Source organism: Candidatus Kuenenia sp. (genome assembly GCF_039794105.1).
Lineage (GTDB): Bacteria > Planctomycetota > Brocadiia > Brocadiales > Brocadiaceae > Kuenenia.
The window spans coordinates 1-18,918 of record NZ_JBDIWA010000030.1; the positions used below are offsets into that span (position 1 = coordinate 1).

17 protein-coding genes are annotated in these 18,918 nt (G+C 47.0%); all 17 read left to right on the forward strand.

All coding sequences use genetic code 11. The annotated features are described in order from the left end of the window. The first annotated feature begins 764 nt into the window (after positions 1–764). The 17 genes from ABJL82_RS12760 (at position 765) to ABJL82_RS12840 (ending at position 18,917) form a co-directional block, all read left to right on the forward strand. Complete coding sequence (locus ABJL82_RS12760) at positions 765–1,007, forward strand: hypothetical protein (protein WP_347275077.1); 243 nt, start codon at positions 765–767, stop codon at positions 1,005–1,007. Positions 1,008–1,033: 26 nt separating this feature from the next. Continuing rightward, the gene (locus tag ABJL82_RS12765; RefSeq protein WP_347275078.1) at positions 1,034–2,983 is read left to right on the forward strand and encodes a phage tail sheath subtilisin-like domain-containing protein; all 1,950 of its coding nucleotides are present in this window, start codon (positions 1,034–1,036) and stop codon (positions 2,981–2,983) included. Between the two features lie 36 nt (positions 2,984–3,019). Continuing rightward, a complete protein-coding gene (locus ABJL82_RS12770) occupies positions 3,020–3,520 on the forward strand; it encodes a phage tail protein (RefSeq protein ID WP_347275079.1) in 501 nt (166 codons plus the stop codon). Between the two features lie 16 nt (positions 3,521–3,536). Next, a complete protein-coding gene (locus ABJL82_RS12775; protein ID WP_347275080.1) occupies positions 3,537–4,439 on the forward strand; it encodes a DUF6760 family protein in 903 nt (300 codons plus the stop codon). Next, a complete protein-coding gene (locus tag ABJL82_RS12780; RefSeq protein ID WP_347275081.1) occupies positions 4,429–5,460 on the forward strand; it encodes a hypothetical protein in 1,032 nt (343 codons plus the stop codon). Before ABJL82_RS12775 ends, ABJL82_RS12780 begins: the two co-directional genes overlap by 11 nt. Before the next feature lie 12 nt (positions 5,461–5,472). Continuing rightward, positions 5,473–6,330: a DUF4255 domain-containing protein gene (locus ABJL82_RS12785; RefSeq protein WP_347275082.1), complete on the forward strand. Its 858-nt coding sequence runs from the start codon at positions 5,473–5,475 to the stop codon at positions 6,328–6,330. Then, positions 6,327–8,552 (forward strand): AAA family ATPase, encoded by a 2,226-nt coding sequence (locus ABJL82_RS12790; protein WP_347275083.1) that lies wholly within the window; start codon positions 6,327–6,329, stop codon positions 8,550–8,552. Before ABJL82_RS12785 ends, ABJL82_RS12790 begins: the two co-directional genes overlap by 4 nt. 264 nt (positions 8,553–8,816) lie before the next feature. Then, positions 8,817–10,187: a DUF4157 domain-containing protein gene (locus ABJL82_RS12795; protein ID WP_347275084.1), complete on the forward strand. Its 1,371-nt coding sequence runs from the start codon at positions 8,817–8,819 to the stop codon at positions 10,185–10,187. 80 nt (positions 10,188–10,267) lie between these two features. Next, positions 10,268–10,963, forward strand: coding sequence for a hypothetical protein (locus tag ABJL82_RS12800; protein ID WP_347275085.1), 696 nt, complete (start codon positions 10,268–10,270; stop codon positions 10,961–10,963). 5 nt (positions 10,964–10,968) lie between these two features. Further along, positions 10,969–11,559: a hypothetical protein gene (locus tag ABJL82_RS12805; protein ID WP_347275086.1), complete on the forward strand. Its 591-nt coding sequence runs from the start codon at positions 10,969–10,971 to the stop codon at positions 11,557–11,559. A gap of 121 nt (positions 11,560–11,680) precedes the next feature. Then, entirely contained in the window at positions 11,681–12,799 is a 1,119-nt protein-coding gene (locus ABJL82_RS12810; RefSeq protein WP_347275087.1) for a contractile injection system protein, VgrG/Pvc8 family, read from the forward strand. 123 nt (positions 12,800–12,922) lie between these two features. Further along, entirely contained in the window at positions 12,923–13,738 is an 816-nt protein-coding gene (locus ABJL82_RS12815) for a phage baseplate assembly protein V (RefSeq protein WP_347275088.1), read from the forward strand. An 11-nt stretch (positions 13,739–13,749) separates the two neighbouring features. Then, positions 13,750–14,064 (forward strand): hypothetical protein, encoded by a 315-nt coding sequence (locus ABJL82_RS12820; RefSeq protein ID WP_347275090.1) that lies wholly within the window; start codon positions 13,750–13,752, stop codon positions 14,062–14,064. 8 nt (positions 14,065–14,072) lie between these two features. Next, a complete protein-coding gene (locus ABJL82_RS12825) occupies positions 14,073–14,438 on the forward strand; it encodes a GPW/gp25 family protein (protein WP_347275091.1) in 366 nt (121 codons plus the stop codon). A gap of 16 nt (positions 14,439–14,454) precedes the next feature. Next, positions 14,455–16,035: a baseplate J/gp47 family protein gene (locus tag ABJL82_RS12830; protein ID WP_347275092.1), complete on the forward strand. Its 1,581-nt coding sequence runs from the start codon at positions 14,455–14,457 to the stop codon at positions 16,033–16,035. A gap of 2 nt (positions 16,036–16,037) precedes the next feature. Beyond that, a complete protein-coding gene (locus ABJL82_RS12835; RefSeq protein ID WP_347275093.1) occupies positions 16,038–18,389 on the forward strand; it encodes a hypothetical protein in 2,352 nt (783 codons plus the stop codon). Between the two features lie 3 nt (positions 18,390–18,392). Further along, positions 18,393–18,917, forward strand: a complete 525-nt coding sequence (locus tag ABJL82_RS12840) for a hypothetical protein (protein WP_347275094.1) — start codon at positions 18,393–18,395, stop codon at positions 18,915–18,917. Position 18,918 lies beyond the last annotated feature (1 nt).

Here is an 18,918-nt window from a genome sequence, read left to right on the forward strand (position 1 = left end):
ATTTGTTCTGTTAATAGAAGGCTGGATTGAAAGTATAAAACGTTTGGTTCAGGTTACAAACCTGAACCCGCGCATGTAGTTTCCAGCGCCATTACGTTTCCGAAAAGGAGTTTGGGAGCGAGTTGTGTTCCGGTAGTTTAATAGATTACGCTGAATAGTTACCAATTTACAGCAAATGCTTCACCCCTACACGCGATTATTGGAATTTTTCAAAGAACTAAAGTGTTACCAAAATTCCTGTTTGGAATTCGGAATTTATTTGTCATTTGTTCTGCCAATAGAAGGCGGGATTGAAAGTATAAAACGTTTGGTTCGGGCTTCGTCGTGAGTTCAGCAGAACGGTTACAAACCTGAACCCGCGAATTTAGTTCCTGTACCATTGCCTTCTCAAACAGGAGTTTTGGAGCAAGTTACGGTTCGTTAGTTTAATAGATTACGCTGAATAGTTACAATTTCTTTGCATTTCTTGGCAAAACATTAGATTGTGAAAATCCGAAATGCTAAATCTGAAATCCGAAACAAATTCTAAAATTCAATTTCAAATGTTCAAAACCCGTTTTTTTAATTGGGGTTTTGTATTTGTTTCGGATTTCGTGCTTCGTGCTTCGTATTTTTTATCTCGTACTTGTTTGGTGCTTGCTATGCCAGCTTAGGGTTTGAGATAAAAGAAAAACGATGTTTTTATTGAATTGTCTGGATCAGATTAATGGTCTTATTGCAAAACAGTTGATTGTAAATTTTTATGGAAGAGAGGGGGGTAGGCTATGTCTTTCAAGATTGAAAATCTGACTACGCGGCCAGTGTTATTGCGATTAAACAGCGGCCAGACGTTGCACCTTGCGCCAAGAACAATATCAGCAGAGTTGTTTGATGTGGAAGTAGAGAATAATCCAAAGGTTCATAAACTAAAGGATCTATGCGTTATTGACCTGCATGCATCCGGAGAAAAAAAGGAGCGTTTGCCTGCTGGCGCTGAAAAGGCAAAATATACAAAGGGGAAAAAATAACAGTCTAATCTGAAAGGAGGAGAATAATGGCAACTTTGTCATACCCAGGTGTCTATGTGGAAGAGGTTTCCAGTGGCATTCGGCCTATTGCGGCGGCCAGCACTTCCATTCCCGCGTTCATCGGAGTGGCTGAGAAAGGCTCTTTGAATAAGGCCGTTAAGCTCTTTAACTTCACTGAATACCAGAATCTCTATGGCGGTTTTCTGGACAATTCTTTTCTCAGCCATGCGGTTTTTCAGTTTTTCAATAACGGGGGGAATCAATGCTATATCGTCAGGGTGTCCGGAGCAAATACAAGAACGGCCAACATCGTTTTAAACGATCGGGGAGCAGCCGCACAACAGAGCCTGACGATCTCCGCAATCAGCCCCGGAGTATGGGGCAACAAGCTTGCTGTGGTGATCGCTAATGGCACTAACGATCCTGGAAACGAATTTAACCTGTCTGTCTATTGGCAGGATGAACTGACTCATTTAGAGAAATTTGAGAATCTAAGCATGGTTCCGGGCGCCCCCAACTTTGTGGAGACAGTCGTTGTTTCATCAAAGTTTATCCGGGTCACCGTGAACCAGGCAAATACCAATGTACAGGCCGGCACAAGCCGTGGTGATGCTGCTCCATCATTGCCGTTGCCCGCGGGCAGGACCCGGTTTCGCATCAATATCGATGGCGATGGCTACCAGGAAGTGAACCTACAGGATGCGGTCGGGGCTGGCGCTGGCCAGGTGGCGAATCTTGATACCGACGCCAATGTCGCTGGCGCCATCCAATTCGTGGTAAGGCAACTGACGAAGCTGCGGGCGTCTACGAATCAGAATGCGTTCGATAACTTTCAGTGCACGGTAGATGCGGGGGCGCTGTTGCTTACCTCAGGGGCCGCCGGTTTATCATCTTCTGTCAATGTGGCGCCGGCCTCCAGCAGCAGCCAGGACGCCGCTGGGCTGCTGAATCTTGGAAAGCTTGAGGAGGGACTGGAGATCTTAGGTGCGGCGGTGACACGTCCTGGAAATAATCCCGCCGGCACACCGCCGGCTAATTACTACCTCGTGGGTGACCATGCTGCCCCTACAACTGAAGTGGTGTCTGTTCAGGCGGGATCGGATGGTGATTCGATTACAACGGATCAGCCTTACACTGATGCATTCAGCATCCTGGATGATAAAGAGGATGTCAGTCTGATCGCAGTGCCAGGTATAGGGTCTAAGGATGTTGTAGGAGCAGGGATGAATTACTGTGCCAATCGTTCGTTAAGCGATTGTTTCTTTATTGGCGACATGGCCCAGGACGATGATACTATAGAAGAGGCAAAGACCTTTAGGGATGCGATTACGCCCAAGAATTCTTATGGCGCGGTTTATCTTCCCTGGTTACGTATGCTTGACCCGACTGGAAAGTCCTCTGAGCCTATCCAGGTACCGCCCTCCGGATATGTTGCCGGACTCTATGCGAAAACTGATGCGCAGCGTGGTGTTTGGAAGGCGCCTGCTGGCACGGCGGCAGCTCTGGGTGGCGCGGTTGGCGTAGCTGTAAACTTTACCGACGTTCAGCAGGGCAACCTTAACCCCCTCAATATCAATGTTATCAGGCAATTTGCTGCGTCAGGAATCGTGCTATGGGGCGCACGAACAATCACTTCAGATGCCGAGTGGAACTACATCCCTGTCCGGCGCATGGCAATCTTTTTGCGGGTTAGTATCTACCGTGGCATCCAATGGGCAGTCTTTGAACCTAATGACGAGGATCTATGGGCTGGGCTTCGTTTGAATATCGGATCTTTCATGATGACCTTGTTCCGCCAAGGGGCTTTCCAGGGGTCGACGCCTTCTCAGGCCTTCTTCGTCAAATGTGATAGCGAAACTACGACTCAGGATGACATTAACCTGGGAATCGTCAACGTGTTGGTGGGTTTTGCGCCTTTGAAACCCGCCGAGTTTGTGGTGGTCAAGATCAGCCAGAAGGCAGGGCAGTCTTCGTGAATACCTTGATATATTTGATAAAAAGGAGATAGTGATATGGCAAAGTTTACGGTAAACACCCATCGGTTTGATCCGTATAGGAATTTTAAATTCAAAATTAAAATCGACAATGTCTATGTAGCAGGCCTGAGTAAATGCGGCGCCCTTAAAAAAACAACTGAAATGGCAGAGTGGCGGGAGGGTGGCGATCCAAGCACCGGCCGCAAGCTGCCGGGAAAAACAAAATATGACGCCGTCACCCTTACAGCGGGTGTTACCCATGATGATACGTTTGAAAAATGGGCGAATCTGGTCAACAATTTTCAGGGTGACGCTAACATGTCTCTGAAAAATTTCCGTAAAGATGTCGTAATAGATGTTTTTAATGAGGCGGGTCAGAAGGCGCTATCTTACAAAGTATACCGATGTTGGGTGTCTGAATATCAGGCATTGCCGGAGTTGGATGCAAGCGCTAACGCAGTGATGATCCAGACCATTAAGCTGGAAAATGAGGGATGGGAACGCGACCTCTCTGTGACAGAACCTACGGAAACATAAATAAGTTTTACGGCCTATGGATAAAACAATGTGCCTCTTGCCAGGTGGATATGTAGATAAAGATACCGTAGTTCATCGGGATGTTGAACTAATGCCGTTGAGCGGGCGGGAAGAAGAAATTCTGGCTGACAGAAGAGAGCCAGCCAGTGCGGCTCTTGTAACTGCTATCTTGAATCGCTGTGTTCGGCGTATTGGCACCATCAGCCCGATATCTGAGGAAGATGCAAGGAACCTCCTCGTTGCGGATAGGCAGTATTTACTCCTTAAATTGCGGGAAGTGACTTTTGGGGAGCAGATTTTTGCTACAATTCCCTGCCCCTGGCCGGATTGCGGTAAAAGCGTTGATATCGATTTCTCTGTAAATGATATCCCTGTCAGGGAGTCTGAAGATAAAGGGCCAATATATAAGATGACACTCTCCTCTGAAGCGGCTTTCTTGAGTGATCATGGAGAGGTATATCATGAAATTACCTTCCGGCTTCCCAACGGGGGTGACCAGGAAGTTGTATCACCACTTATTTCCGAAAATGAAGCAAGAGCGTTAACCATGCTTTTTGGACGATGCATTCAGGACATAGGCTCATTGAAAAATCCTGGGTACGAACTTATCAGCAAGCTTTCTCCTGTGGCACGCATGGAAATTGAAAAACGGATGAAGGAGGTTGCGCCAAAGGTGGAATTGACCATGGGAGCGAGTTGTCCCGAATGCGGTCGTGAGTTTTCAGTGCCCTTTGACCTCCAGGAGTTCTTTTTTGGAGAGTTAAGAACCAGTCGCGACCTCCTTTATCGCGAGGTACACTACCTTGCCTATCACTATAAATGGAGCGAGCGGGAGATTATGGAAATGCCAAGAGCAAAGCGGCATAAATATATCGAAGTGCTGGCAGATGAAATAGAGAGATTGAATAATGCAAGCTGATAAACCGTATATTTCTGGCAACTATTTATATAGCATTCTGGCAGATGGCGCCAGGCCATTCCTTTATAGAAGCGGCGTACGCCTCCTGCTGGGTATTCCGGATATGGACAAAAGCAGCCTTGCATTTCCAACATCTATACCTGCTGCCGGCTTTAGATATGCAAATTACCAAGTTATGAGTGAACCATTAAATATAACACAATGTTTACCGCCGATGCTGAACGAGACTGAAAATTCTCTGGATATTATAGAAGAAAGCATTCAGCAAGATATTCCATTGACGGCGGTAACCATAAATAATAGCCTTGAAACTATTCCAGAATCAAAGCAGGAAAAGGTTTCGATTAAACAAGCTGATAAAATGGTGGAATCGGCTGGAGATATTGAAGGGGCAAGAATAGAGATTCCCGGAGTATCAGGAATGAGGCAAAAATTCCCCTTATTATCCCCGTCAAAGAAGAGTGATATCTTATCTAATAAAAATGAAGGGCAATTTCAACAAAAGAGATCTCCGTCAGATTTACAAAGGAATATTTTCAGGACTTCTGTATATGAAACCCGGGAGGGCAAATCTTTAATTAATTCCATAATACAACGGGAAAATTTAATAACCGGTGAGGTGAATGCAGTTAGAAGTGAGATGGCGCCAGGTAGTAAGCACAAATCTTTACCGAAAAGTGGAAATATTTCTGTTGCCACTATAGAAAAATATAAGACTCAACCTAATCAAACTGCCAACGCGCCAGAACATCTTGACTCCGACATCTCTGGCAAAACGAATAAAAATGCATCCGATAGAATCAGGCAACTACGTAAGGCAATACATGAATTATCATCAAAGAAAACTGAACAGCAGGCAAGGACGCACAATGAGACACCGACGTTTAGGGTGGAAGAAACGCCACCTCCGCCTGTTCAGCCTGTTGTTGTCATCAAACGTTATTCCAGTCAGACCAGAACGCCATGTGCATTTTGGGAAAGGAGCTATCTGGGCCGTTTTCGTCTAAGAACTTTACGATGAGGGATAGGAGATATGAGCGCATCAACGGCCATTGGTATGGTAAGCGAATCACTAAGGAATTTGTTAGTAGGGGAAATGACACTAACCCCAGCGGTTAATGTGACGATCCTTGCCCCCGATGAAACAGGAGGTGATCGGCGGATCAACCTTTTTTTGTATAAGGCGCAGGAAAACCCCTCTTTAAAGAATCTGGACTGGCAGGTGAGGCGGGATGAACCTACCCGATTGGTTCCGCCTCCTCTGTCACTGAACCTCTTTTATCTTATGACCTCATATGCACCCAATGATCCACAAACGGGAAACAGTACTGCCCATGAAATTTTAGGGGAGGCCATGCGGGTCTTTTACGAAAATCCCTTTGTTCCTCAGGATTATCTGGTGGATGGATTGAAAGATGCGAGGGAGCGGATCAAGATCATTCAAAATACAGTTAACCTTGATGAACTCAGCCAGGTGTGGAGTACTTTTACACAACCATTTCGCCTCTCTATTTTATATGAAATATCTGTTGTCCAATTAGATATGCTCTCCGAAAGTGAACGGGTCATGGCCACAAGGGTACGCCAAATCGGTATACCAGATGTGCGAGCGCCTTTTAATCCACCTGAAGTTGAAATTATGGACCCTGCAAGTGGTCCGGTAGGGTCAGTCGTTACCTTTCATGGCAAAAATCTTTTAGGCTGGAAGGCCTATGTCACCGTTATGGGGAGGCGGATTTTGGATGGAGGAGATATTACAGGAGATAGTTTTAGCATAACAATTCCAGCATCGGTAATTCCAGGGCAGGCAACTTCCACGGGGTTTCATGAAATAAGGGTAGATATTTCGAACCTGTTTAGAAAGGTATTTTTCTTTGAGGTCACCACATGATGATTCATCAGGATAAAGATAAGGAGTCATCCTTTTATAAAAGCAACTATGATCATCTTGCTGATGAATTAAAAAAGTTGGATCTTTTAATTCAGCAACAGGTCATGGCGTTTCGGCTGAGGACTCAGGTTATGCAGGAAGCAGTTGCCTCACAGAAGATGTACATATCTCATGAAGAAGTGGATTGGATGCTCAACATGAATGGATCTTTTGTGGGTGATCATCCGGAGTTGCAAAAGCTACGAAAGCGACTTGAAACATTGCAGAACCAAATCAGCGCCAGGGTAACAGAAAGCATGAGAAAAGGTGTTTTTCTGGCTTTGCCGCAATTGGCACATTTTTTTGCCCTATCTCCTTTCGAATTACAAACGGTAATTATCTGTCTGGCCCCTGAATTACAACGCAAATACGACAAGCTTTATGCATACGTACAGGACGATATTACCCGCAAGAAGCCAAGTGTTGATTTGGTACTGGATTTGTTATGTGGTGATACGCAAGCGGATCGATGGACGGCCAGAACCATTTTCTCTGACCATGCTCCGCTTTTCCGTGCAGGAATACTACATACGGCCGATGACCTCCAGAGCCCTTCCGGCTCCAGCGACCTGGCACGATTCTTAAAACTCGATCCCCGCATACTAAACTACCTGTTAGGGAATAATAATATTGACGGACGTCTGATTGGCATAGCTCAGGTATATGGCCAACCAACATCAATAGACCACATTTTAGTTGATTCATTGATCAAAACCAGGCTGCTCAATTTAACTAAGCATCATTTTTCCATGCAAAACCCTGGCAAAAAAAGATTGGTGTTGCATTTCCACGGGCCTTGCGGTGTAGGTAAACGTGAGCTTGCCCTGGGAATCTGCGGACAGTTAAACTGCCCACTGTTGTGTCTGGACATGGAGTTGCTCCTGGCGCACGAGTCAGACTTCGAAACATCTTTGCGACTGGCATTCCGTGAAGGTTTACTCCTGCAGGCAGCCCTTTATCTCGACAATACAGATATCTTGTTGAAGGATGATGATAAGATGAAGGCCTTTGTCAAAAAGATGGCTAAGGTGATCGGGGAGTATGGTTGGTTGACCTTCCTTGCCGGAGAAAAGTCGTGGTCGCCCAAAGGGGTATTTGAACGTGTGGTGTTCCATACTGTTAAACTCCCTGTCCCGGATATGCCTTTACGGTTAACAGCGTGGGAAAAAGCGTTAGGAAACCTGTCAGTGGACACTAAAAAAGAATTTGCCGCACAATTAGCAAACCAGTTTCGCCTGACGCCAGGACAGATTGGGGATGCGGCTGAGTTTGCCGAAAATTATCGCGCTTCGAAAAACAGACAAGAAGAAATCAGTTTACCTGACCTATACACAGCTTGCCGCAACCAATCCAATCAAAAACTGAGTGAGATGGCTGTAAAAATAGAATCCCATTATAGCTGGAAGGACATTATCCTGCCTGAAAAAAAGTTATCTCAGCTCAGGGATATCTGTAGCCAGGTAAAGCATCGCTATCGGGTTTTTGGGGAATGGGGATTTGATCAAAAACTTTCATATGGGAAGGGATTGAGTGTGCTTTTTACCGGCCCTCCTGGTACTGGCAAAACCATGGCAGCCGAGGTCATTGCCCATGAACTCCAATTGGATTTATACAAGATCGACCTCTCAGTCGTGGTCAGCAAATATATCGGCGAAACGGAGAAGAATCTCAGTAAGATATTTCAGGAGGCAGAGACCAGCAATGCCATTCTCTTCTTCGACGAGGCCGATGCCCTTTTCGGCAAGCGCACCGAAGTATCCGACGCCCATGACCGGTATGCCAACATAGAGACGAGTTATCTCCTGCAAAAAATGGAGGAGTATGAAGGTATGGTTATTTTAGCCACTAACCTTCGCGAGAACATGGACGAAGCATTTACCCGGAGGATCAGGTTCATCATCGAGTTCCCCTTCCCCGATGAGACGAGCCGTTCGAAGATATGGCAGTCCCATTTTCCGAAAGAGGCGCCTTTGGGCGATGAGATTGATTATGAATTTCTATCAAAGCAGTTCCAGGTTGCCGGGGGAAATATCAAGAACATTGTCCTGAATGCCGCCTTCTTAGCGGCAGAAAACGGCGGTGTGATCGGCATGCAGCATATTCTGGATGGGACCAGGAGGGAGTTCGAGAAAATCGGAAAGCTGTGGGATGAGAAAAATCTATATAAACTTAAGCTGTCATAGCCAGAACCAAACAAGCACGAGATTAAAAATACGAAATCTGAAGCACGAAATTCTAAACAAATCCCAAAAAAATAAAATTTGAAATGACCAAAACCATAAGAGTTGAATTGTTTTGAACATTTAAATTTTGAGTTTCGGTATTGTTTCGAATTTCGATATTCGAATTTCGTATTTAGACGCTTTGACATATCTACAAAATTTTGTCGATGTTGAGCCGCTAAACGCCTAAAAGCATAAGGTGCTGATGGAGAATGGAGGTATGTTATGATAGGGACGAAAGAATGGAAAAAGCAGAATGGAGATACAGCGGTCTCAGTAAAAAACCGCAATAATGATCCCGGGTTTCGTCACAATCCGTGCGGAGGTTGTAACGCTTGCCATACGATGACGAGTATTCACCCTGTCACCGACAACCCGATTTTTGGAGGGAATGGTGATGGAAGCGGAGTCCACTGGCCAAATTTACAAAGGCCCTGCGCAACCAATTTCTTTCAGCGTAATCTGGGAAATAGCGCAATACAAGCAATCGCAGTAAGTCGACAGGCTTCCGGAAAGGAGACTTCCGGGGGTAGCGCCGCCGTAATTCAAAGAAAATGCGCCTGCAGCGGCTCCGGCGCCAGTTGTGCTGACAAAGAAGAGGAACTTGGGGAAATACAGATGAAATTGTCCGTTGGCCCAGCCAATGATGTCTATGAACAGGAAGCTGATAGAGTGGCGGAGCAAATCATGCGAATGCCCGATTCTTTTGGTCAATATGAGGATAATCAATCAAATGTGGGTATCAATATCCAAAGAATAGCAACTGGTGGCGATTCACTGAATACTGATTCAGATATCCAGCTCAACATAAATGATGGACAACCCTTATCGTCCTCAACACGACAGTTTATGGAGCCACGGTTCGGCATGGATTTTAGCCATGTCCGGCTGCACACGGACCATGATGCTCATCAAACAGCCTCACAGATTCAGGCAAAGGCATTTACCTATGGCCACCAAATCTGGCTGGGCAAAGGGGAGAGTGAGCAGGATAAAGGCCTCATGGCTCATGAACTTACACATGTGGTGCAGCAAACCCAAAGAAAGACGCCAGATATTCAACTGCAGGGAGGGGCTGGGAGAGGTGGAGCCGCTGCTGCTCCAGCGTCTCATCGTTTCGCGGCTGAAGGTGTAGACATTGTAGTGCGCCCGTCTTGTGCACCGGCTGTCTTTAGCTTTGCTAACGTGGAGGCAGCGACTCGCACTGCCTTGAATACGATTTTCAATATGGACTGTATTGAGGAGTCGCGTCGTACGAGGATTCAACGTAATTTGAGGTCTCATGGCCTCGACATCCGATGCAGACGTTCTGTGAACTTAAATACTCCAGGAGCTTGCGCAGAATCTACGGGCTTCTCCATTCCGGCAAACATTTTCACGCTTGGTAGCAGATCGTTTCCAGGGCATCCGGATTCTCTTGCAGGCTGCCAACCCTTGGAATCTACCATCCTACATGAGATAGTACATCTTACACGGGGCTTTGTTGAGGAGGCGTTGCCTGCTTCTTGTGAGGCTTCCTGTTTCGGCGCCGGCGGTGGGAATCCCGATTTGTGCAGGAACATTGACGTGTTCGGCCGTCGAATCGGGGGGCCGTAATTTTATGTAATGGAATCTATTCTGCTACGAAAACTAAGATAGCTATTCGATTTGATTTGGAAATTTGAAGGGAGTATGCAATGCCTGGTGGCTTTACGAACAAACCAAAAATCTTGCGCGGTGCATTTGTCGAATACGGTTTAAGTCTTCCACCGTTGGTTGTGGTGTTTCAATTTAATCCGATTCAACTTACCCGTAACCGCAGCCTAACCTTCTCGGTTCCGGGTACCGGGGCATCGGGAGGTGCATCGACCGCGCTCAGGAAGTGCCATGAAAGACAGGACGATCTGACTGATTTGCGGGATGCACAACAAGTACAAGTGCAGGAAGAATCCATCGGCTTAGAAATTCGTTTGGATGCTACTGATAAATTAAATGAAGGAGATGCCATAACGGAACAGTTCGGTATCGCACCTCAGCTTTCAACCCTGGAGTTGATGGTACATCCCAAGGGAGAAAGTCTCATTGGGCAAGCCCTGGGGGCATTACTCGGCTCGCCGGGAGGTTTTAGTTTTACCAAGGGGGAAAATCCCCCCCTGATCCTCTTCATCTGGGGGCGTAAACGGGTGCTGCCGGTGAACATTAACAGCATGAATATTACCGAAACTGAATTTAGTACAGACCTGAATCCCATACGGGCCACGGTTGCAGTAAACCTGACAGTTATTGAAGGTAAAAATATTCCCTATATGTATTCCAAAGCCATGAAGGAAGCTATGTCGGTGCTAAACCTTGCCAACATTACCGATATCGCCGATGTGGTTATACCGGGGTAAAAAACATGTTCTCGAAAATTTCTCGTTATAGAAAATTGCCAGATGTTGTAACTACGGATAATAAGGGCCGGGCCTCGGCATCCAGGGACTTACGGTTGCTTCCTGAGGTATCAGGGGCATTCCTCCACACTGTGGAGGCAGTGGACCGCCTGGACCACCTTGCCTATAAGTACTACAAGCAACCCAGAAAATGGTGGCGTATCTGCGACGCAAACCCTGAGTTCATGTCACCACAGGCCCTGTTGGGAAAGGAACCAATTGTAACTGATCGTTTTCCCCTGACTTTTCAAGGAAATGGAGCCCAGCCGCCATGGGCCGGTCTTTTAAGGGATCTCTCGGAAACTTTGGGCGTTGAGGACGTGAAGGTGGTAGAAAACATTCAGTTGGTACCAGAAGAACAAACCCTTGATGGTCAGCAGGTTACGGTTCACGTGGAGCATTTTGAACGTGCTGTAATTGTCACATACAATCGAATGAATATGTGTGTGGAAGATTTAGCCAGCATCATAACTGATACGGGTTTCGGGGTAAGTCAGCCTGAGAACATCGGTAGGGTAGGAAAGAAGATTATCATTCCACCAGATGTCGTTGGATAAAAAAGTATGGTGATAGCCATTATATTAGAAAGAATTTCAGACAGGATAAACAAGATAATAAAATCCAGTCTATCCTGTTAATCCTGTCAAAAATGTTTAGCTGAATTATTATAAATGTTTTATGGAACACGATAATTTTACTATAGAGATCGAAGGCGAAGATGTGGGCGACCTCTATTGCGACCTGATCAGTCTGGAGGTGGAGTTGGACGACGAGCTGGCAAGTATGTTCAGAATGCGCATTGCCATCTTGCAGCAACCCGATGGGATATGGAGCTATCTGGATGACGACAGGTTAAGGGTCTGGAAGGAGGTGAAAATCTCCGCAGGTTTTGAAAGTGGCGCAGAAGAACTGATTTCGGGCTATATTACCCATGTAAAGCCTTCTTTTGACCCCGATCCTTCACAATGTACGCTGGAAATCTGGGGGATGGACAGGAGTGTATTGATGGACCGTGAAGAGAAATTAAAGGACTGGCCTAATAAGAAGGATAGTGATATCGCCTCAGAGATATTCAGTATTTACGGTTTTACACCAGAGGTAGAAGATACAGAAGTGATTCACGATGAGGCTGTTTCTACGATCATTCAGCGTGAAACAGACATACAATTTCTGAAACGTTTAGCACTGAGAAATGGCTTTGAATGCTATGTTGAGGGTGCAACCGGATACTTCCGAAAGCCGCAGGTTGATGCAACGCCACAGCCGGTGCTGGCCGCACATTTCGGGGACGAGACTAATCTCAACCGGTTTTCTATTGAAGTCAATGCTCTTACCCCGGCAAATACTTCAATGTTTCAGGTGGATCGTACCAATAAAGAGGTACTGGACGCAACTGCAGAGAGCAGTCAACAGACAGCTTTAGGCGATATTGATGCTGCAGGTCTGCTTACCGCCGGCATGGAACCAGGCCAGGTCTATATCGGCATGAACGTAGCCACGGGAAATCCTGAGATGGCTGCCCTTTGCCAGGGACTTTATCATGAAGGAGAATGGTTTGTGACGGGAGAAGGCGAGATCGACGCCAATCAGTATGGACACGTCCTAAAACCCAGGGGAACGGTCACCATCAAGGGAACGGGTGAGACCCATAGCGGCGTTTATTATGTTAAGCATGTCACGCATTCATTTACCGCTGATGGATATACTCAGTCCTTTCGGGTAAAACGAAATGCGATCATGCCCACAGGTGCGGAGGACTTTTCCGCTTCCTCAGGACTTCTGGGCGGGCTGCTGTAGCCTCAAGGGTGGTTTACGGTAGGACAAGCGTCCCCGCTTGTCGTTATGATGTCAACCGAGGACGGTTGACCTACCTTTTAATCCACCCTACGCCTAATTTAATACGTTGAAAAAAAGATCACAATGAATTTAGAAAAAATCGTTGCCAACTTAGTCCAAAAAATTGAATACAGGTTCTACGGGAAATACCGGGGCTTTGTCGTGAATAACGCAGACCCGGAACAGCTTGGCAGGCTTAAGGTCAAAGTCCCTAGTGTCTTGGGCAATGATGTGGTTACCGGCTGGGCAGTGCCCTGTGTGCCTTATGGCGGAGATGCAAATCTTGGATCCCTTTTTATTCCGGAGGTCGATGCCGGGGTGTGGGTGGAGTTTGAGGAAGGAGACCTGGAATTTCCCATATGGGTGGGCACTTTCTGGAGCAAACCAGGTGGTGAAAGCGAATTGCCCAAGCCAAACAAGGCAGATGGGAGCGAAGAAAGCGGCGTTCAAGATCCGCCAACACGGAAGATCATCAAGACCAAAAAGGGGCATACGATCCAATTTGAAGATGCCGATGGGGATGAGATGGTAATTGTTGTAGAAGCTACAAACAGTCACGTCATTAAGATGGATAAAGATGGAATCAAAATCACAGATGGGGCCAAAAACGAAATTAAAATGGATAGCCAGGGTATTGTTTGTAAAGACAAGAACAACAATGTTATTACCATGGATAGTTCCAGCATAACAATTAAGAGCAATAAAATAAAAATCGGTGAGGATGCGGCAGAGCCTTTGGTCCTTGGAACTCAATTGAAGACGGCTCTTAGCAACTGGGTCAATACCGTATTCGCAGTGCATATGCATACTGGGAATCTGGGTGCGCCAACGACGCCGCCTTTACCGGGGGCGCCGCTCCTACTTGATCCGGCGCTATCAAAAAAGCATGCTGTTGAATAGGAGAAAAATGAATGGCTTTACAGATCGGTGATGTGAATGCTACTTCTGGCATGAGCAAAGCTATTTTCGACCACCTCGATAGTATTTTGATGTCACAAGAGGAAAAGAATAAATTGAAACCACAAGATTTAGAAAACATTCGTAAAGGCTGGCGAAAACTCGCTGTAGCCATTGCCGCTGGAGTTATTGAGCACATTACAGCAAACATGGAAGTCTTTGGCGTCCAAACCCAGGGGAATGTGAGTGCTGCCGTTACTGGAAGTACTGCCGTGCAGAATAATGTGATATTCACTCAGAGCAATGACGGCACTGGGCTTGTGCAATAGGAGACATTATGGCAGAAATTACCTCAGTCGGTTTCCCATTCGCTGTTAACGAGGCAGGCCATATCAACGCCACCGGCGGCGATGATGCGATCCGTGGCAAAATTATACAGGTACTTTTTACTGCCCCGGGGGAACGGGTCAACCTGCCCGAGTTTGGGTGTGGCCTCTTTAATCTGGTCTTTGAACCTAACAACACGATTCTGGCGGCAGCAATGGAATTTACAGTGGGACAGGCACTATCCCGTTGGCTGAGGGATGATATCGTGGTAGATGGCGTAAATGTTAAATCTGCGGAGGAAGCCGTTACCGTCGAGATCGCTTATACAAAAAGGCAAGACCTCTCGAAACAGGCAGTCCGAATTCATTTCAGGTAAGTGTAAAGGAGAAACAATGGCTGAGATAAAGGAATTGAATGGGAGCAAGGTTGTCGATTATATGGCCCGCGACTATGGTAGTCTCCTGCAATCTATGAGGGATCTGATCCCTGATAAGCTCCCGGAGTGGAAAGAATTTCAGTCTGAGGCCGATTTTGGGAACGTTCTGTTACAGCTCTTTGCCCACATGGGTGATATCCTGAGTTATTATCAGGATCGCATTGCCAACGAGAGTTTCCTGGGCACAGCCCGGACGCGTCGCAGTATTATTCATCACCTGAGACTGATAGGATACAAACTTGCCACCGCTGCGCCTGCATCTGCCAAACTCAAAATAACCATTACGGCGCCAGACACGAACAATGATATTATCACCATCAACAAAGGAGACGCCTTCGCCACCAAGAGCCAGAAGGATAAACCCAGTGTCCGCTTTGAGTATACAAGTGATCTGCCATTTTCTATAGATTTCAGTACCGTTCCCATAGTCTCAGGCAAAAAAAACTTTGAAGGATTGATTTCTGTCGAAGAAGGACGTCTGGTGAAAAATGAGATTCTTGGCACATCAGATGGCGCACCAAATCAAAAGTTTTCACTGGCGCACCCGGGTCTGATCCTCAGGTCTCTGGGGCAGGGCCAGGCGATTAATAAAGATATTACCCTGATCACCGAACTAGGTGGGACTATCGAAGAGTGGACATTACAGGAAAGCCTTGCCTTCAGTCGTGAGGGACAAAAGGACTATGTTATTGAAATCGACGAAGAAGATCGTGCCACAATCTTTTTTGGGGATGGCGCTTTTGGCGCCATCCCTCCCAGTGGAACTGTCATTAAAGTCACATATCGTGTAGGAGGAGGAAATCATGGAAACGTTGCTGCTAATACCATTCAGACGATTGTAGATGCTTCCCAATTAGCGCTGCTGGGAGCGAAGGTTGCGAATCCAAAACCAGCCACTGGCGGGGCGAATCGGGAGAGCATCGAGCATGCCGTTATGCATGCGCCTGGCGTCTTCCGTTCCCTCAAGCGTGCAGTGACAGCAGATGATTATGAAGCCCTGTCTCTTAACTTCAAAGGAGTTGGTAAGGTACGTGCTGAAAAAACTAACTGGAACACCGTCACGCTGTTTGTGGCGCCGGAAGGCGGAGGACAGGTGAGCGACGTGCTTGAAGCCAACTTGCTGGCCTATTTTGAGGATAAACGGCCGGTTTCAACAATCATCGAAATTAAAGATGTGGATTACGTGAAAATCTATGTTACAGCAACGGTCGGGGTGCAGAGTTTTTACTCCCAGGAGGTTATTAAGGAAAAAGTCAAACAGGCAGCCGGGAAATTACTCGCTTTTGAGAATGTCGATTTTGGGCAGACGATTTATCTCAGTAAATTTTTCGAGGCGATTGAAGCCATCGAAGGCGTGGAGTTTGTGAATATCACCGAATTTCGGCGTGAAGGCAAGCTGCCGAATGAAGGCCAGCCACCTGAAAATTTCGAGAGTTCCGGAAAGCTGTTGTTAGACAGCAACGAAATACCGACTATGCCGGATGAGCCGGCGTATGCTGGCGGGATTAAAATAGAAAAGCTCGAGGGAGGAATCTAACCATGCGGCTGGAAAAAATTACAGCGATACCTCGTCCTGCCGGGAACAGGATAGACCTGACATGGATCAATCCTGAGCTTGTTCAATTTCCTGGTGTGCGCGTTATGCGACGCGAGGATACCCATCCAATATCACCGACAGATGGTATCGTAGTGGCGGAAGGGGTTGGATTGCATTACGCAGTAAATGAAAAAGGTGAAGGGTTGTATCATGCAGTAGACGAAAATCTCAAGGGCGAGACGGTGTATTACTACACCTTGTTTCCCTATCGGGGTGATCCGCCGGAATACCAAATTGATCTTCACAACCGTGCCTCCGCAATGGCTACCGCTCCTTACAATCAGGCCGGGCAAATGATGGAGCTATTACCTGCCATCTATCACCGTTACGATACGGTTTTGCCGAAACCGCCATTCCCCGGTGAGATGCCGGAAGAGGATAAGAAAAGAGGACAGTTGCGCCGTTTTCTGGATCTTCCGGGCAGCCATCTCGATCAGCTTTACAGCTTTGCCAGGGCCATGCTGAACCTGTATAACATTGATCGGGTCGATGGCCGTTTATTGCAACTGCTAGCCCAATGGATAGGATGGGATACCGACTTCAAGCTGGAAATTGCAGGCCAGCGCAATGAGTTGCGCAACGCTCTTGCCTGGTATAAAACGACTGGCATTATTCCCACAGCAGAAGCCACGATAAAGCGCCTCAGCGGCTGGGAAAGCCGCACGAAAGAATTTGTGCACAACGTTTTTCTCTCCAACCAGCCGGAACGGTTGAACCTTTGGGAACAGGAAAGAGATAGCAGCGGAGCATGGTCACAGCCCATTGCACCGCTCTCGCTTAACTTTGCCTACGAGGGCAGGCCAACATCCACCCGGGACGCAGATGGGACCCATTGGCTTTTCTATCATACTCTCCGGAAAGACCGGTGGGATATATGGTATAAAACCTATCGCGAGGATCGGGAACCCAAATGGGCGCCGAGCCAGCCTCTCACCAATCGCGCCCAACTCGATAGGCATCCTGCCGCGGTGGTGCAAGGTGGAAAGCTGTGGGTTTTCTGGGACGTTTATGATGAGGCCGTGCAGAAGACACATATCCATTTCCGCACCCGAACCGGAGAAGCATGGTCTGCGATTGAAACCAATGCACCCTTTACTAACACCACAAATGAATGTAAGACGCCTTGGGCTGTAGTTGACAGTGCGGGCGGCTTGTGGCTGTTTTGGCTGGAGAAAGTGGGGATTCGCTGGCAGTTGCAGTACAACCGGCATGATGGCGCTGCCTGGAGTTTCGCCGTGAGTTTCCCATTGGATGGCGGGAATGATCCAGGAGTTCAAAGCGCCCCGTTTGTGCTTTTTCATCCTACAGATGCCACGCATCGTCTTTGGGTTTTTTGGGCTCGCAGAGAGCCTTCCGGCGTACCTGGTCAAACACGCTGGGATATTGCCTTTCGGGTGAAGCAGGATATTGACCCCACGGTTATAAGTGATTGGAGTACAATCCAACTTTTTCCGAAAACACCGCCGGATGCGAATTATGACGACCGTGAGCCATCTGCACTTGTTAATGCGACAGGGAACATCGAACTCTTCATGAGTTCCACCCGGGATGGGAGCCGGTCAGTATGGCGCAGCACGTTACAGGATTTTGTGGCCAATCTTTGGGAAAGCGCCGGGCAGATCACCAGCAATCCTTACTCTCAACATGATCCCCTGCCGTTCGCGATTAACGATAAGACGGTGCTTATCTACCGCTCCAACGAAAGCTTGACCTATACCAGCAACGTCTATCGCGCCACGGAAACGGTGGATTTTCGTTACGCCGGCAGTACTACCGTGGATACTCACAATATTGCCAGGATCAGCCTGAGAGGCCAGTTCGGGGACTTTCAATCCTATACCTATGATGCCGGGCAGAATGGGCAGCAGACTGATAAAGATTGGTACTCCCGTGATACGGTGGGAATTTACTTAACACCCTTTACCGAAGATAAAGACCTTATTAATCGCAATCAGACGTTGGTTAAAAAGGTCTTAAAGCAATTTTTGCCGATTCAGGTGCGAACCGTCTTTATTATTGAACCCGTAGTATACAAAGAGTTGATTTACACTTATGATTTTCCGAATGCGGAGCAAAAACGCCTTATCGAAGAACAGTTCTTTGATATCATCGCTACCACTGCGCTGGAAGTATATTCAGGATTGGTTGACAGCCATCAGGATACAGTGCCAGACTGGATTTGGTTGCGTTCCTGGAGCGAGGAATATCCTGATCACCAAACGTTAGATTTTTCATCAACACCAATAGACACAAAATTTAGAACCTGGCACATTGGTTTAAAATCAGGAGGGTAATCTATGGAAATAATTGGCGCTGCAATTAAAGGTATCTATCGGGATATACTGAAAGATAAAAATAATGCCATCCTCTTCGATAGTGGCTGGGTCCCGAATACCATTGTAAATACATGTCGAACACTGTTGGCGGGGTTTATGAAAAATGAATCATCGGACGGAATTCAGTACCTGGCCGTTGGGAGGGGGTTGGAAGAGTGGGATACAAATGGAGCGCCCAATCCGGATCCCGCTACAACGACTGATTTGGTTAATCGCCACACCCCGGCAATTCCTGTTTCGAACTTAGCTTTGGTTTATCTGGACGAAAATGATGTTGAAGTACCGGGGCCAACCAACAGATTGCAAATTACTGCTACCTTAGAACCAGGCTATCCTCCACCTCTGGCAGCACCCCTGACTACCTATCCCTTACGGGAATTTGGTCTTTTTGGCGGCGCCGACCAAATGATTAATTGTATCAGGCATCCGGTTATTCATAAAGATGCATCGGCTACACTTATCAGAGTGGTGCGACTGTATTTGTGAG